The sequence below is a fragment of the Pseudomonas sp. NFX1 genome, from assembly GCF_051123555.1.
Lineage (GTDB): Bacteria > Pseudomonadota > Gammaproteobacteria > Pseudomonadales > Pseudomonadaceae > Aquipseudomonas > Aquipseudomonas capeferrum.
In genome coordinates, this window is the sequence record NZ_CP169366.1 from 203333 (window position 1) to 218787 (window position 15455).

Here is a 15455-nt window from a genome sequence, read left to right on the forward strand (position 1 = left end):
GGTGTTCCTTGTTATGAATGGGGCTCAGGCCTGGTGCAGGTACCAGCGCCAGTCCTGCTCGCTGACTTCGGCCATGAACTGGCGGTACTCGGCGCGCTTGACCTTCAGGTACACGCCGAGGAAGTCCGCGCCCAGTGCTTCGCGCGCCCAGTCCGAATGCTGCAGTGCATCCAGGGCGGTCAGCCAGTCGGTGGGCAGGTGCTCGGTGGCCTGGGCGTAGCCGTTGCCTTCAACGGGGGCGCCAGGGTCCAGCTGTTCGCGAATACCTCGGTGGCTGGCGGCGAGGATTGCCGCTGCCGCCAGGTACGGGTTGGCATCGGCGCCGCAGATGCGGTGCTCCACGTGCCGGCTGTTGGCCGGGCCGCCCGGTACCCGCAGGCTGACCGTGCGGTTGTCGACCCCCCAGGTCGGCGCAAGTGGCGCGTAGCTGTTGGCCTGGAAGCGGCGGAACGAGTTGGCGTTGGGGCAGAACAACAACAGCGAATCACGCAGGTGGCGCAGCATGCCGGCCACCGCTTGGCGCAGCAGTGGCGTACCGGCCTTGTCTTCGCTGGCGAACAGGTTGTTGCCGGCGCTGTCGGCCAGGCTCAGGTGCATGTGCATGCCGGTGCCGGCCAGTTGCGCGAAGGGTTTGGCCATGAAGCAGGCCTGCATGCCATGGGCATTGGCCACGCCTTTGACCAGGCGCTTGTAGCGTACGGCCTGGTCCATCGCCGCCAGGGCATCGCCGTGCTCAAGGGTGATTTCCACCTGGCCGGGTGCATACTCGGAGATCGCCGTGCGGGCCGGAATGCCCTGGGCCTTGCAGGCGGCGTAGAGGTCAGCGAGAAACGGCTCGATCTGCTCAAGCTCACGCAGGCCATACACCTGGGTGCTGCGTGGGCGGCCGCCGTCGTTGTCCAGGGCAGGCTGCGGTCGGCCCTGGGCATCACGCTTCTGGTCGAGCAGGTAGAACTCAAGCTCGCAGGCCATCACCGGGTGGTAGCCGTCAGCCTTGAGTGCATCGATGGTGCGCAGCAGCACATGGCGCGGGTCGGCAATGCTGGCCGGCAGGCCCTCGCTGGGGTGCATGCTGACCTGCACTGCGGCGGTCGGCACGCGCCGCCACGGCAGGCGTACCAGGCTGCCCTCCAGCGGGTAGGCGCGGCAGTCGATGTCGCCGACATCCCAGACCAGGCCTGAATTTTCGACGTCATCGCCGTTGAGGGTCAGGCCCATGATGGTGCTGGGCAGCGGGCGACCGGTCTGGTACACCGCCAGCAGTTCCTCGCGGTGCAGCAGCTTGCCGCGGGGTACACCGTTGGCGTCGAGGATGAACAGTTCGATCAGCTCGATATCGGGGTTGTCGGCCAGGAACTGGCGGGCGTGTTCGGGGTTTGCAAAGTGCATGTCGGATTCGCTCATGGGCGCACATGACCGCCGCGGGCAACCGTGGGGTCAAACTGAAACGATCGGCCAGCAGCGGGCCGGGTCTGGTCAGTGATGCGGGAGCGAAGTATCCGGTGGGCGCGCATGGCGGCAGTGCCACAAGGCCCAGAACGCGAGGATGATGTGCACCAGCGGATTTTCACCGGCGCGGGTCCGGGCCTTCGGGAGCGAAGGGCGGGGCTGCGGGGGCACGGTGAACGGGGCAGGGATCATGCCTTTGATACTCACATGCGGCGTAAGGTTGATTAAAGCAATGAATGGCAACCTTTACATCGGTGTCGGCTAAACATTTGCGTCGAGGTGCTGGGTGCAGGAGCCAGCAGAGAACGGGCAAATCTGCGACAATCGCGCCTCTTCAAATGCCGATCATGAAAAAGCAGGCCCACCTGCATCACTAAAAAGCCCCATGACAGATCAAGCCATCGACCAGCTCCTGAAAAACCTCGACCACGCCATGATCGCCGACCGCCATCGTCTGCGTCGGCAACTGCATGAGCTGCGCAAGCGCCCCGATGAGGCCAAGCTCGCCCAGTGGGCGGAAAAGGTCCAGGCCTCCTGCGCCCAGGTCACTGCGCGCCAGCAAAGCGTGCCGACCGTGCGTTACGACGACAGCCTGCCCATTGCAGCCAAGCGTGACGAGATCAAAAAGGCGCTGGCCGAGCACCAGGTGCTGGTCATAGCCGGTGAGACCGGCTCGGGCAAGACCACCCAGTTGCCGAAGATCTGCCTTGAGCTGGGGCGTGGCAGCCATGGCCTGATTGCCCACACCCAGCCACGCCGGATTGCTGCGCGCAGCGTCGCCGCCCGTGTCGCCGAAGAACTCGGCACGCCGCTTGGTGGGCTGGTTGGTTACCAGGTGCGTTTCGAGGACCAGAGTGATTCCAACACCCTGGTCAAGCTGATGACCGACGGCATCCTGCTGGCCGAAACCCAGCACGACCGCTTTCTCGAACGCTACGACACGATCATCGTCGACGAAGCCCACGAACGCAGCCTCAACATCGACTTCCTGCTCGGCTACCTCAAGACCCTGTTGCACCGCCGCCCGGAACTGAAGCTGATCATCACCTCGGCGACCATCGACCTCGAGCGTTTCTCCAAGCACTTCGACGGCGCACCGATCATCGAAGTCTCCGGGCGCACCTTCCCGGTAGAAACCTGGTACCGCCCGCTGACCAGCGAGCAGGACGAGGAAGGCAACCAGATCGAAGATGACCTCACCGTCGACCAGGCGATCCTCGCCACCCTGGATGAACTGGCGCAACACGAGCGCAGCCAGGGCAAGGGGCCGGGTGATGTCTTGATCTTCTTGCCGGGGGAGCGGGAAATCCGCGACGCGGCCGAGATCCTGCGCAAGGCGCAACTGCGCCATACCGAGATTCTGCCGCTGTATGCACGCCTGTCGCCCGCCGAGCAGCAGCGCATTTTCCAGTCGCATACCGGGCGCCGGGTGATCCTGGCCACCAACGTTGCCGAGACCTCGCTGACGGTGCCGGGCATTCGCTACGTGATCGACACCGGCACCGCCCGCATCAGCCGCTACAGCTACCGGGCCAAGGTCCAACGCCTGCCGATCGAGGCGGTATCCCAGGCCAGTGCCAACCAGCGTAAAGGCCGTTGCGGCCGGGTCGAGCCTGGCATCTGCGTGCGCCTGTACAGCGAAGAGGATTTCAACGGCCGGCCGGCGTTCACCGACCCGGAGATTCTGCGCACCAACCTGGCGGCGGTGATCCTGCAGATGCTGCACCTGCGCCTGGGTGCGATCGATGCGTTCCCGTTCATCGAGCCGCCGGATGGCAAGGCCATCAGCGATGGTTTCAACCTGTTGCAGGAGCTCTCGGCGGTCAACCGCGAAAACCAGTTGACCCCGCTCGGGCGGCAACTGGCGCGCTTGCCCATCGACCCACGGTTAGGCCGCATGCTGCTTGAAGGCGCCCGTCAGGGCAGCCTGCAGGAAGTGTTGATCGTCACCAGTGCACTGTCGGTGCAAGACCCGCGCGAGCGGCCGCCGGAGCGCCAGCAGGCGGCCGACCAGGCGCATGCCCAGTGGAAGGACGTCGACTCCGACTTCGCCGCGCTGGTCAATGTGTGGCGGGGTTTCGAGGAACAGCGCCAGGCATTGACCGCCAGCCCGCTGCGCAACTGGTGCCGCAAAAATTTCCTCAATTACCTGCGCCTGCGCGAATGGCGTGACGCCCACCGCCAGTTGGCGCTGATCTGCCGTGACCTGCAATTGACGGTAAACAAGGAACCGTCCGATTACCAACGGATGCACAAGGCAATCCTCAGCGGCCTGCTCAGCCAGATCGGCCAGAAGACCGAGGAGGGCGATTACCAAGGTGCCCGCCAACGGCGCTTCTGGGTCCACCCGTCCTCGGGGTTGGGCCGCAAGCGTCCGCAGTGGGTGATGGCCGCCGAGCTGGTGGAAACCACCAAGCTGTATGCGCGCATGGTCGCCCGCATCGAGCCCGACTGGATCGAGCCGCTGGCGGCCCACCTGGTCAAGAAGAACCACTTCGAGCCGCATTGGGAGAAGAAGCGCGGGCAGGTGGTGGCGTACGAGCAGATCACCTTGTACGGGCTGATTCTGGTTGGCCGCCGCCCGGTTCACTTCGGCCCGATCGACCCGGTGACATCGCGGGAGCTGTTCATTCGCGAGGGGCTGGTGGGCGGCGAAATCCAGTCGCGGGCCAAGTGCCTGTCGGCCAACAAGCGCCTGCTCGAACAGCTCGACGAACTGGAGGCCAAGGCCCGCCGGCGCGACATTCTGGCCGACGAAGAGACCCTCTACGCCTTCTACGAAGCGCGCCTGCCCGAGGACATCCACCAGACCGCGACCTTCGATGCCTGGTACCGCATGACCAGCCAGAAGGACGCCAACCTGCTGATCATGCGCGAGGAAGACGTGCTGGCCCGTGAGGCCAGCGAAGTCACCGCAGCGCAGTACCCGGACAGCCTGCAGGTGGGGGACTTGCGCCTGTCGTTGAGCTACCACTTCGAACCGGGCCACCCGCGCGACGGCGTGACGGTGCGGGTACCGGCCCCGCTGTTGCCGAGCCTGCCGGGCGAGCGCCTGGAGTGGCTGGTGCCGGGCCTGCTCGAAGCCAAGTGCGTGGCGCTGGTGCGCAACCTGCCCAAGGCGCTGCGCAAGAATTTCGTGCCGGTGCCGGACTTCGTCAAAGCTTCGCTGGCCCGCATGACTTTCGGCCAGGGCGCGCTGCCCCAGGCGTTGGGCCAGGAGCTGCTGCGCATGACCGGTGCACGTGTTTCCGACGAGGCCTGGGCAGAATCTGTCAGCCTGGTCGAAGGCCACCTGCGGATGAACATCGAAGTGGTCGATGCCCAGGGCAAGTTCCTTGGCGAAGGCCGCGACCTGGCCGAGTTGACCGCGCGCTTCGCCGCTGCCAGCCAGGCCGCGCTGGCGGTGCCACGCAGCGAAAACGCCGAACGGCCGGTGCAGGCCAAGGCGTTCAGCGAAGTGGCGCAGACCACCCAACAGAAGATCGCCGGCCTGTCGATGACCGTGTACCCGGCGCTGGTGGAGGAAAACGGCACTGTTCGCGAAGGGCGTTTCTCGACCCAGGCCGAAGCCGAGTTCCAGCACCGCCGCGCCTTGCAGCGCCTGTTGTTGCAGCAGTTGGCAGAGCCTGCCAAGTTTTTGCGCGGCAAGCTGCCCGGGCTCACCGAACTGGGCTTGCTGTACCGCGAGCTGGGCCGTGTCGAGGCGCTGGTCGAAGACATTCTGCTGGCCAGCCTGGACAGCTGCATCCTTGAAGGCGAACAGCCGCTGCCCCGTGACGGCGCGGCCTTGGCCGGGCTGGCTGAGCGCAAGCGTGGCAGCTGGGCCGAGCATGCCGAGCGCCTGGCGCGTCTGACCCTGGAGGTGCTCAAGCTGTGGCATGGCCTGCAGAAGCGCTTCAAGGGCAAGATCGACCTGAGCCAGGCGGTGGCGCTGAACGACATCAAGCAACAATTGGCCAACCTGGTGTACCCGGGCTTCGTGCGCGAAACCCCGGGTGCCTGGTTCAAGGAGCTGCCGCGTTACCTCAAGGCCGTGGAGCTGCGCCTGGAGAAGCTGGGCTCGCAGGTGCAGAAGGATCGCGTCTGGAGCGGCGAGCTGGCCAACCTCTGGGCCCAGTACAAGACCCGCGCCGACAAGCACGCCCAGGAGGGCAAGCGCGATGAGCAACTGACGTTGTACCGCTGGTTGCTGGAAGAATACCGGGTGTCGTTGTTCGCGCAGCAGCTGGGGACGAAAGTGCCGATTTCTGACAAGCGATTGAGCAAACAGTGGAGCCAGGTGGAAGGCTAACTGCCTTGATTTGTGGCACACTTCAAGGCGTTTGGGGGCCGCATTGCGGCCCTTCGCGGGTAAACCCGCGCCCACAAGGGCGCGGCCCTCGCCTTTGAATTGGCACTAAAGTGCCATTATTCAGTCATGTTTCCAGCCAGCGCCCCGTGGCGATGGCCTTTGACCAGAGGAACGACCGTGCATAACGTCGTGATCAGCGGCACCGGCCTGTATACCCCGGCCCAGAGCATTTCCAACGAAGAACTGGTGGAGTCCTTCAATACCTGGTCGCAGCAGTTCAACCGCGACAACGCCGCCGCCATCGAGCGCGGTGAGATCGAGGCAGCGCCGCTGTCCGACGCTGCTTTCATCGAAAAGGCCTCGGGCATCAAGAGCCGCTTCGTGCTGGACAAGGCCGGCATTCTCGACCCGCAACGCATGAAACCGCGCCTGCCAGAACGCTCCAATGACGAGCCGTCGGTTCTGTGCGAAATGGCCGTGGCTGCAGCGCGTCAGGCACTGGAACGTGCAGGCCGCACCGCTGCCGATGTCGATGGCGTGATCGTCGCCTGCTCCAACCTGCAGCGCCCGTATCCAGCCATTGCCATCGAAGTGCAAAAGGAACTGGGGATCGAGGGCTTCGCCTTCGACATGAACGTGGCCTGCTCGTCAGCCACCTTCGGCATCCAGACCGCCGCCAACAGTGTGCAACTGGGCCAGGCGCGTTCGGTGCTGATGGTCAACCCCGAGGTCTGCACCGGGCACCTGAACTTCCGTGACCGCGACAGCCACTTCATCTTCGGCGATGCCGCCACTGCGGTGCTGATCGAGCGGGCCGACCAGGCCACGTCCAAGCACCAGTTCGAGATTGTCAGCAGCAAGTTGTGGACGGGGTTCTCCAACAACATCCGCAACAACTTCGGCTTCCTCAACCGCGCGGCGGAGGAGGGTGAAGGGGCGGCAGACAAACTGTTCATCCAGGAAGGGCGCAAGGTGTTCCGTGAAGTGTGCCCGAAGGTCGCCGAGCTGATCGGTGAGCACTTGGAGGCGAATGACCTGCAGCCGAGCGACGTCAAACGCTTCTGGCTGCACCAGGCCAACCTGAGCATGAACCACCTGATCGTCAAGAAGCTGCTGGGGCGTGAAGCCACCGAGGAAGAGGCACCGGTGATTCTGGACCGTTATGCCAACACCAGTTCGGCAGGGTCGGTGATTGCCTTCCACCTGTACCAGGATGACCTGGCCGAGGGGGCGGTGGGCGTGCTGAGCTCGTTTGGTGCAGGGTATTCGGTGGGGAGTGTGATTCTGCGCAAGCGCTAGGTTTTTGTAAGGACCTGTACCGGCCCCTTCGCGGTTTTACCCGCGAAGGGGCCGGCGCATTTCTGGCAGATGAAAAAAGGCAGGAAATGCCGGATGGGGTCGGCATTTCCCGCCTTGAGTGAAACAGAGAAGCAGTTGCTTAGAACTTGGCTTCCAGGTCGACCTGCAGCGTATCGACATCCGCATTGCTGTTCGGCAACTGCGACAGATCGGTCTTGGCCATCAGGTAAGCAGCACCCAGCGAGAAGTTCTTGTCGATTTCGTAACCGACCTTGAACTTGTGCCCGCGCGAACCGGTGAAGCCGTTGCCGAAGTCGGAGTCGGTGAACAGGCTGACCACGGCGTTGCGCTGAACATCGCGGTAGTTGTAGTCCAGGCTCCAGGCGCCAACCTTGGTCTTCAGGCCGGCCAACCAGGCCTGGTCTTCACCGTCGGTGCTTTCGGTGTTTTTCACGTACTGGCCGTAGGCCGACAGCGGGATGGCGAAGCCGGTGAAGTCCAGCTGGCCGAAGCCTTCCACCAGGTTGAACTCGTTGGTGGTGTTGCCGAACGACTGCAGAATGGCCGCTTCCTTGTCGTTGTCGTAGCCGTAGATGCTCGCACCCACGGTGACCTTCAGCACGTCGGCGGGGGCGAACTTGGCACCCAGCTGGCCGTGGTAGACCTGCGCGTCATGCTTGTACTGCACACCGTCGCCGTCGACGTTGTCCTTGAGGGTGTACTGGCCCGCACTGGCGAACACTTCGGCGCCGCCCAGGTCGGCCTTGTAGGTCGCTGCGACGCCTTCGGGGTTGATGTCGCTGTCCCAGATGATGTCGCCCATGCTCACCCACGGCTGGGGCATCTTGCCGCCGATCAGGTGAAGGTTCGGCACCGCCGTCGGGTGCCAGTCGAGGTAGGCCAAGTCGACCCACAGCGACTTCTTGTCGAAGTAGTTGTCAAGGCTCTGGTTGGTGGAGCGGCGGTCGGCGCTGCTGCCGGTGGCGATGCGTACGCCGGCATCGACTTGCGGGTTGATCTCGCTGTAGAAGCCGACACGGGCACGGACGCGCTGACGGTCCTGGTTGCCGCTGCTGCTGTTCGGCTCGTCGACGTTGACGTCTTCATAGCGCAGGCGCACATCACCCTTGATCTGGGTCTTGGCGGCCCATGCCACTTTCTGTTCAAAGGAACTCATACGTTCGGACTGAGCTTTCTGGTCTGCCTTTTCCTTGGTCTCTTTTGCCAGATCGCCTTGCAGTTCGGTGTACTGCGCCTGGTTGATCGAGCCATTGGCGCGGAGCATTTCGAGCAACTTGGCGTCGACAGCAGCACTGGCCGGAGTACTCAGAGCCAGCATCATGCCGGTGAGGCTCACTCCGGTAAGTGTGGAAACAAGACGCATAAGGTTCTCCCTACTGAAAAAAAATGGGGGAGGCTCAGCGCCCGCCCCTGTGTTGGCATGTCTTCTGAAAGGGCCTGAATAGACAGGTTCTGGGGTTCCGGAAAACAGGCGCAAGTATTGCGGGGGGGGATTACAGATTAATGTCGGATTAGTGGCACTGTTATTAAGTAATCGGTAATAAACGGGTTGGCCGGGCGATCGTCATTTGAGTGATGGGCCCTTCTTCCGGGATACTGAGTGCCTCAAGAAAGCGAGTCGAAACCGTGACCAGCCTGTACAGCCTTGCTCATCTGCGTGATCTTCCGGCGGCCACCTGGGATGCCCTGGTGCCCGCTGGCCAGCCGTTTCTGCGCCACGCCTTCCTCACTGCCCTGGAGGACAGCGCCAGCGTTGCACCGTCGACCGGCTGGGCGGCCGAGCACCTGGTGCTGGAACGGGAAGGGCAGGTGCGCGCCGTCATGCCGGCCTACCGCAAGTGGCATTCGTTTGGCGAGTACGTGTTCGACCACGGCTGGGCCGATGCCTGTGAGCGGGCAGGCATCGCCTACTACCCCAAGTTGCTCGGCGCGGTGCCGTTCAGCCCGGTCAGCGGCCCGCGCCTGCTGGCTGCCGACCCCGCCGACGGCCTGCTGGTGTTGCAAGCGCTACCCGAATACCTGGGCAAGGGCGGGCTTTCTGGCGCGCACATCAACTTCACCGACCCGGCCCTGGACCAACAGATGGCCAGCTTGCCAGGCTGGATGGAGCGCCTTGGTTGCCAGTTTCACTGGCGTAACCGCGGCTATCGAGACTTCCAGGATTTCCTCGACACGCTCAGCTCGCGCAAGCGCAAGCAGATGCGCAAGGAGCGCGAACAGGTGGCCGGGCAGGGCATCGACTTCCAGTGGTACCGGGGGGAGCAACTGACGCAGGCGCAGTGGGATTTTGTCTACCTGTGCTACGCCAACACGTATGCGGTACGCAGGCGCGCCCCGTACCTGACCCGTGAATTCTTCAGCCTGCTGGCCGAGCGCATGCCCGAGGCACTGCGGGTGGTGATGGCGAGGCAAGGTGGGCGTGATGTGGCCATGGCCCTGAGCCTGGTGGGCGACGACAGCCTGTATGGCCGTTACTGGGGGTGCCTGGATGAATTCGACCGGCTGCACTTCGAGACCTGCTTCTACCAGGGCATGGACTTTGCCATTGCTGAAGGCTTGCAGCGCTTCGACGCGGGGGCCCAGGGCGAGCACAAGCTGATCCGCGGGTTCGAGCCGGTGCTGACGCGGTCGTGGCATTACCTGTTGCACCCGGGGTTGCGGCGGGCGGTCGAGGGGTTCTTGTTGCAGGAGCGCGAAGGGGTGCAGGGGTATGCCGAGGAGGCGCGGGGGATGTTGCCCTACCGCAGGGATTGAAACCTGCCTCGGCTGCACCTGCCGGGCTCAATCCACCCCGACAAACCCCCCGGTCTGGTGATGCCACAACCGTGCATACAACCCTTGTTGCGCCAGCAGTTCACTGTGGCTGCCGCTTTCGACGATATGCCCCTTGTCCAGCACCACCAGGCGGTCCATCCGGGCAATGGTTGAAAGCCGGTGCGCGATGGCGATTACCGTCTTGCCTTGCATCAGGGTCTCCAGGCTTTCCTGGATCGCCGCCTCGACCTCCGAGTCCAGCGCCGAGGTGGCCTCGTCCATGATCAGGATCGGTGCATTCTTCAGCAGTACCCGGGCAATGGCGATACGTTGGCGCTGGCCGCCAGACAGCTTGACCCCACGCTCGCCCACATGGGCATCGAAGCCGGTACGCCCCTGGGCGTCCGACAGCTGCGGTATGAACTCGTCGGCGCGGGCGCGGCGCACCGCTTCGTGCAGTGCCGCTTCGCTGGCCTCGGGGCGGCCGTACAGCAAGTTGTCACGGATCGAGCGGTGCAACAGTGAGGTGTCCTGGGTGATCATGCCGATCTGTGCGCGCAGGCTGGCCTGGCTCACTTCGGCGATGTCCTGGCCATCGATCAGGATGCGCCCGCCCTGCACGTCGTACAGGCGTAGCAGCAGGTTGACCAGGGTCGATTTGCCCGCGCCTGACGGGCCGATCAGGCCAATCTTCTCGCCCGGGCGAATGTCCAGGTTGAGCCCCTCGATCACGTTGCTGGCCTTGCCGTAGTGGAAGTCCACGTCGTCGAAGTGCACCGCGCCACGGCTTACCTTCAGCGCAGGCGCATTGGGCTTGTCGGTGACGGTGACCGGCTGGGCGATGGTCTGCAGGCCGTCCTGGACCATGCCGATGTTCTCGAAGATGCCGTTGACCACCCACATGATCCAGCCCGACATGTTGACGATGCGGATCACCAGGCCGGTGGTCAGGGCGATTGCGCCCACGGTGATCAGCGACTGGCTCCACAGCCACAGCGCCAGGCCCGTGGTGCCGACCACCAGCAAGCCGTTGAGGGTGGTGATGACCACGTCCATGCTGGTGATGACGCGGGAGGCCAGCTGGGTTTTCTCGGTCTGTTCGCGGATCGCCTCGCGGGCGTACTGCTGCTCGTAGTCGGTGTGGGCGAACAGCTTCAGGGTGGCGATGTTGGTGTAGCCGTCGACGATGCGCCCCATCAGCTTGGAGCGTGCGTCGGACGAAATCACCGAGCGCGCCTTGACCCGGGGCACGAAGTAGAACAGCGCGCCGATGTAGCAGGCGATCCACGCCAGCAGCGGCAGCATCAGGCGCCAGTCGGCCTCGGCGAACAGCACCAGTGCACTGACGGCGTAGATCAGGACGTGCCACAGCGCATCCACCGCCTGTACCGCCGAATCGCGCAGCGAGTTGCCGGTCTGCATGATGCGCTGGGCAATGCGCCCGGCAAAATCGCTCTGGAAGAAATTCAGGCTCTGTTTGAGCACATAGGTGTGGTTTTGCCAGCGGATCATGCTGGTCATGCCTGGGTTGATGGTCTGGTGCACCAGCAGGTCGTGCAGGCCGAAGAACAGCGGGCGCAACAGCAGCACCACCACCAGCATCCAGATCAGCTCACCGCTGTGCTCGCTGAAAAAGTTGGCATTGGGCGTGCCCTGGGCCAGGTCGATGATGCGGCTCAGGTAGCTGAACATCGCCACTTCGATCAGCGAGGCAACCAGGCCGACCACCAGCAGGGCGACAAAGCTGGGCCAGACCTGGCGCAGGTAATACAGGTAGAACGGCCACACCGTGCTCGGCGGTGCTTCGCTCGGTGCCTCGCGGAAAATATCGATCAGTCTTTCAAAACGGCGGTACAGCATGGGTGACAACACTCCTGTTCGTCCGACCCTCAGGCGGTTTCACATCCCTGTGAAGCCTGCGGTCAGTCGATGCGTTTGGCGGACTTGATGTAGACCGGGTCGGCCGGCACATCGCGCATGCCGTTTTTGACAGTGGTCGGTGAGTTGACGATCTGGTCGACCACTTCCATGCCTTTGGTCACCTTGCCGAACACCGCATAGCCGCGGTCACGGCCCGGGTTGAGGAAGTCGTTGTCGGCCACGTTGATGAAGAACTGGCTGGTGGCCGAGTTCGGGTCCGAAGTGCGGGCCATGGACAGGGTGCCGCGGGTGTTCAGCAGGCCGTTGCTGGCCTCGTTACGGATTGGGTCCTGGGTGTTTTTCTGCGCCATCCGATCGGTAAAACCGCCGCCCTGAACCATGAAGCCCGGGATCACGCGGTGGAAGATGGTGTTGTTGTAGAAACCGCTGTCGACGTACTGGAGGAAGTTCTTGGTACTGATCGGCGCCTTCTCGGCATTCAACTCGATTTCGACCTGACCGAAGCTGGTGTCCAGCAATACGTGAGGGGTCTTGTCGGACGCCATGACGCTGGTGGCGAAGGCAACCGAGCAGGCGGTGAGCAGGAGTTTTTTCAGCATGGGCTCAAAGATCCTTGAGAGGTGGAAGCGGCTGCAAGGAACTGCAGCAGGGTCTGGTTGAAGACCTCGGGTTGATCGAGGGGCGTAGCGTGCCGGGAATCGTCGATGACTACCAGCCTGGCCTGGGGCATCAGGGCGACGTAGCGCTCTTTGAGTTGTATCGGCGTGTAATCGTGGTCGGCGGCGATCACCAGCGTGGGACAGCGGATTTGCCCGATGCGTTCCTGCACGCCCCAGTCGACGATGGCGTCGAAGCTCTTGAGGTAGGCGCGCTTGTCATTGCGGGCCCAGCGCTGGGCCATCTTCTGGCGCAGGTCGGCTTGCCCGGGCTTGGGTAACAACCGTTCGGCCAGCCCTTTGCCAACGGTCTCGACACTGAGCAGGCGTGCCAGGCCCCAACGCTTGGCCCACCAGGCCCAGTCACTGCGAGTGCGGCGCTTGACCTCGGGGGCGCTGTTGACAATGCACAGGCTGCGCAGCCACTGCGGGTGGTCGACGGCGAACTGGAAACCGACCATCCCGCCCATCGACAGGCCAACGAAGTGCACCGGGCCGGTCTGCAAGTGTTCGAGCAAGGCCAGCAAGTCTTCGCTGAAGGTGGCGATCTGGTAACCGTCGCGGGGCTTGTCGGAGCGGCCATGGCCGCGGATGTCCATGGCAATCACACGGTAGTGATGGCTCAGCAGGGGTATCTGCAGCTCCCAGTCCTGGCAGCTGGAGCCCAGGCCATGCAGCAGCACCAAGGGTTCGCCCTGGCCATATTCCTCGTAATGCAGCAAGCATCCTTCGTGTTCGAAATAGGCCATGGGCGCGGTCCTCTCAGGCTTGCGGGGGGGCTGCGAAGGGCACGTCCAGGGGCGCGGTGTCGAAATTACGCAGCAGGTCGATGAGAATCTGCGTGGCCGGGCCCAGGGTCTTCTCTTTGCTCGAATAAAGGTAGAACAGTGGGTGGCGGCTGCCACCCTGGTCCAACGGCAGCGCCTTGAGTACCCCCTCGCGCAGCTCGCGTTCGATCATATGCCGGGGCAACCAGGCAAAGCCCAGGCCGCTGCTGACGAAGGTGGTGGCGGTGCCCAGGCTGCCGACGGTCCAGCGCTGCTCGGCACCCAGCCAACCGACATCGAGCGGTTGCGCGCGGCCGGAGTCGCGGATCACCACCTGCAGCTGGCTTTCCAGGTCCTGGAAGGTGATGTCCCGGCCCAGGCGGTGCAGGCTGTGTTCGGGGTGGGCAACGGCGATGAACTCCACCGCGCTCAGTTCGGCGCCCAGGTAGCCGCCGATGCTGTAGCTGCTGATGGCAAGGTCGGCGATGCCTTCACGCAGCACTTCTTCGACGCCCGACAGCACCTCTTCGCGCAGACGCACCCGGCAGCCACGGCTCTGCGGCATGAATGCACTCAAGGCACGCACCAGCCGGGCGCTGGGGTAGGCGGCATCGACCACCACGCGCACTTCGGCTTCCCAGCCTTGCTCCATGTGATGGGCAAGGTCTTCGAGCTGGCTGGCCTGCTTGACCAGGTGGCGCGAACGGCGCAGCAGCACGTTGCCGGCTTCGGTGAGCACGGCCTTGCGCCCGTCGATGCGCAGCAGCGGTACACCGAGCTGCTCTTGCATGCGTGCCACGGTGTAGCTGACCGATGACTGCGAACGGTGCAGTGCCTCGGCGGCCTGGGCAAACCCCCCGTGATCGACCACTGCTTGCAGGGTTCGCCACTGATCAAGGGTTACGCGCGGCGCTTTCATGTTTCGCTCCTGTTGTCCTAAGCTGCGCTCTTCCAAGGAGAGCGCCCCATGAAGAAATGTTGTGCGGCAATACTGATGTGCCTGCCCCTCGGGGCCATGGCTTATCCCATCGATGTGGAGAAGCAACTGGACGGGGTCAAGCTCGACTACACCGCCTACGACACTGCCTACGATATTGGCGCCATCACCCTCAACAACTACGGGCAGGTACCGGCGGCCTGCAAGGTGACGTTCCGCAACGGCCCGGAAGCGCCGCGGGTGCGCCGGGTGAACGTACCGGCAGGTAAAAGCGTCGATGTGACCGCCAAGTTCAATCGCCAGATCATCAAGCTGCGGATCGGCGTGAACTGCGCGGCCGAATAAAACTGATTAATCGATTGATTGAACCCACTTTTTACGCTTTTTTATCGATAGGTCAAGCCTTAATCTCACCTCCATCGAATCGCACCCTATTTGCCGATGGAGGCACCCCATGTCCCGCGTACTGATCATCGAAAGCAGCGCCCGCCAGCAGGATTCCGTTTCCCGTCAGCTGACCCGCGACTTCATCCAGCAATGGCAGGCGGCCCACCCGGCCGACGAGATCAACGTACGTGACCTGGCCGTGAGCCCGGTGCCCCACCTGGATGCCAACCTGCTCGGAGGCTGGATGAAGCCCGAGGCGCAGCGCAGCGCCGCCGAACTGGACGCGCTGGCCCGCTCCAACGAATTGACCGATGAGCTGTTGGCGGCCGACGTGCTGGTGATGGCCGCGCCGATGTACAACTTCACCATCCCCAGCACCCTCAAGGCCTGGCTGGACCATGTACTGCGCGCCGGTATCACCTTTAAGTACACCCCGACCGGCCCGCAAGGCCTGCTGACCGGCAAGCGCGCCATCGTCCTGACTGCCCGCGGCGGTATTCATGCCGGCGCCACCAGCGACCATCAGGAACCGTACCTGCGCCAGGTGATGGCATTCATCGGCATTCACGATGTGAACTTCATCCATGCCGAGGGCCTGAACATGAGCGGCGACTTCTTCGAGAAGGGCCTCAACCAGGCCAAGGCCAAACTGGCTGCGGTGGCCTGAGCGTCAACGAATTCCCAAGCCTGACACCTTGTTTGCTCCTTTGGGTGTACCTGCCCGGCCAATGGCCGGGCTTTTTTTGGGGGGGAGGTTGTGGATGCCTGGAGATTGGATTCGGGGCCACCAGGTGCCCGTCTTGGGTTTTGCAGCGCCCATGAGATCGAGCGCCGCCCGCGCGGCGCATCGCGACGCAAGGCCGCTCCTACATTTGTTTCGGGCCAGTGAGACCTGTGGCATTTGCGCGCGACCGCTTTGTTAGTACGACGCGATATTTAGGCGGGCACCAAGGGGCCGCGCGCCAATACCTCAGGCATAATTGGCCCGAAACAAATGTAGGAGCGGCCTTGCG

General features: G+C 63.6%; 11 protein-coding genes. 5 read left to right on the forward strand and 6 right to left on the reverse strand.

What is annotated here, in order from left to right; all coding sequences use genetic code 11:
* Window positions 1–24 precede the first annotated feature (24 nt).
* The gene (locus tag DJ563_RS00855) at window positions 25–1389 is read right to left on the reverse strand and encodes a glutamine synthetase family protein (RefSeq protein ID WP_274098888.1); all 1365 of its coding nucleotides are present in this window, start codon (window positions 1387–1389) and stop codon (window positions 25–27) included.
* 445 nt (window positions 1390–1834) lie between these two features.
* Between DJ563_RS00855 and hrpA the strand changes: the two genes are divergently transcribed.
* On the forward strand, window positions 1835–5740 hold the full coding sequence (gene hrpA / locus DJ563_RS00860) for an ATP-dependent RNA helicase HrpA (RefSeq protein ID WP_274098878.1): 3906 nt from the start codon (window positions 1835–1837) through the stop codon (window positions 5738–5740).
* Window positions 5741–5917: 177 nt separating this feature from the next.
* Window positions 5918–7039 (forward strand): beta-ketoacyl-ACP synthase III, encoded by a 1122-nt coding sequence (locus tag DJ563_RS00865; RefSeq protein WP_274098877.1) that lies wholly within the window; start codon window positions 5918–5920, stop codon window positions 7037–7039.
* A gap of 139 nt (window positions 7040–7178) precedes the next feature.
* Here DJ563_RS00865 and DJ563_RS00870 read toward each other — a convergent pair whose 3' ends face one another.
* The gene (locus DJ563_RS00870) at window positions 7179–8423 is read right to left on the reverse strand and encodes a putative porin (RefSeq protein WP_274098876.1); all 1245 of its coding nucleotides are present in this window, start codon (window positions 8421–8423) and stop codon (window positions 7179–7181) included.
* 263 nt (window positions 8424–8686) lie between these two features.
* Between DJ563_RS00870 and DJ563_RS00875 the strand changes: the two genes are divergently transcribed.
* Entirely contained in the window at window positions 8687–9814 is a 1128-nt protein-coding gene (locus tag DJ563_RS00875; protein WP_274098875.1) for a GNAT family N-acetyltransferase, read from the forward strand.
* Window positions 9815–9841: 27 nt separating this feature from the next.
* Here the strand turns inward: DJ563_RS00875 and DJ563_RS00880 are convergent, their stop codons facing one another.
* From DJ563_RS00880 to DJ563_RS00895, 4 genes are all read right to left on the reverse strand, one after another.
* The gene (locus DJ563_RS00880; RefSeq protein ID WP_434518667.1) at window positions 9842–11674 is read right to left on the reverse strand and encodes an ABC transporter ATP-binding protein; all 1833 of its coding nucleotides are present in this window, start codon (window positions 11672–11674) and stop codon (window positions 9842–9844) included.
* 62 nt (window positions 11675–11736) lie between these two features.
* Complete coding sequence (locus tag DJ563_RS00885; protein WP_274098874.1) at window positions 11737–12294, reverse strand: peptidylprolyl isomerase; 558 nt, start codon at window positions 12292–12294, stop codon at window positions 11737–11739.
* The gene (locus DJ563_RS00890; protein WP_434518668.1) at window positions 12288–13100 is read right to left on the reverse strand and encodes an alpha/beta fold hydrolase; all 813 of its coding nucleotides are present in this window, start codon (window positions 13098–13100) and stop codon (window positions 12288–12290) included. Before DJ563_RS00890 ends, DJ563_RS00885 begins: the two co-directional genes overlap by 7 nt.
* Before the next feature lie 13 nt (window positions 13101–13113).
* Window positions 13114–14037, reverse strand: coding sequence for a LysR family transcriptional regulator (locus DJ563_RS00895; protein ID WP_033699665.1), 924 nt, complete (start codon window positions 14035–14037; stop codon window positions 13114–13116).
* 48 nt (window positions 14038–14085) lie between these two features.
* Between DJ563_RS00895 and DJ563_RS00900 the strand changes: the two genes are divergently transcribed.
* Window positions 14086–14400, forward strand: a complete 315-nt coding sequence (locus DJ563_RS00900; RefSeq protein WP_033699663.1) for a hypothetical protein — start codon at window positions 14086–14088, stop codon at window positions 14398–14400.
* A 109-nt stretch (window positions 14401–14509) separates the two neighbouring features.
* Window positions 14510–15109 (forward strand): FMN-dependent NADH-azoreductase, encoded by a 600-nt coding sequence (locus tag DJ563_RS00905; protein WP_033699661.1) that lies wholly within the window; start codon window positions 14510–14512, stop codon window positions 15107–15109.
* The last annotated feature ends 346 nt before the right edge of the window (window positions 15110–15455 follow it).

Excerpts from the sequence above, each read along its gene's own strand:
- DJ563_RS00870 (WP_274098876.1), bottom strand. The coding sequence starts at position 8,423 with ATGCGTCTTGTTTCCACACTTACCGGAGTGAGCCTCACCGGCATGATG.
- DJ563_RS00885 (WP_274098874.1), bottom strand. The coding sequence starts at position 12,294 with ATGCTGAAAAAACTCCTGCTCACCGCCTGCTCGGTTGCCTTCGCCACC.
- DJ563_RS00855 (WP_274098888.1), bottom strand. The coding sequence starts at position 1,389 with ATGCACTTTGCAAACCCCGAACACGCCCGCCAGTTCCTGGCCGACAAC.
- DJ563_RS00880 (WP_434518667.1), bottom strand. The coding sequence starts at position 11,674 with ATGCTGTACCGCCGTTTTGAAAGACTGATCGATATTTTCCGCGAGGCA.
- DJ563_RS00905 (WP_033699661.1), top strand. The coding sequence starts at position 14,510 with ATGTCCCGCGTACTGATCATCGAAAGCAGCGCCCGCCAGCAGGATTCC.
- DJ563_RS00895 (WP_033699665.1), bottom strand. The coding sequence starts at position 14,037 with ATGAAAGCGCCGCGCGTAACCCTTGATCAGTGGCGAACCCTGCAAGCA.
- DJ563_RS00890 (WP_434518668.1), bottom strand. The coding sequence starts at position 13,100 with ATGGCCTATTTCGAACACGAAGGATGCTTGCTGCATTACGAGGAATAT.
- DJ563_RS00900 (WP_033699663.1), top strand. The coding sequence starts at position 14,086 with ATGAAGAAATGTTGTGCGGCAATACTGATGTGCCTGCCCCTCGGGGCC.
- hrpA (WP_274098878.1), top strand. The coding sequence starts at position 1,835 with ATGACAGATCAAGCCATCGACCAGCTCCTGAAAAACCTCGACCACGCC.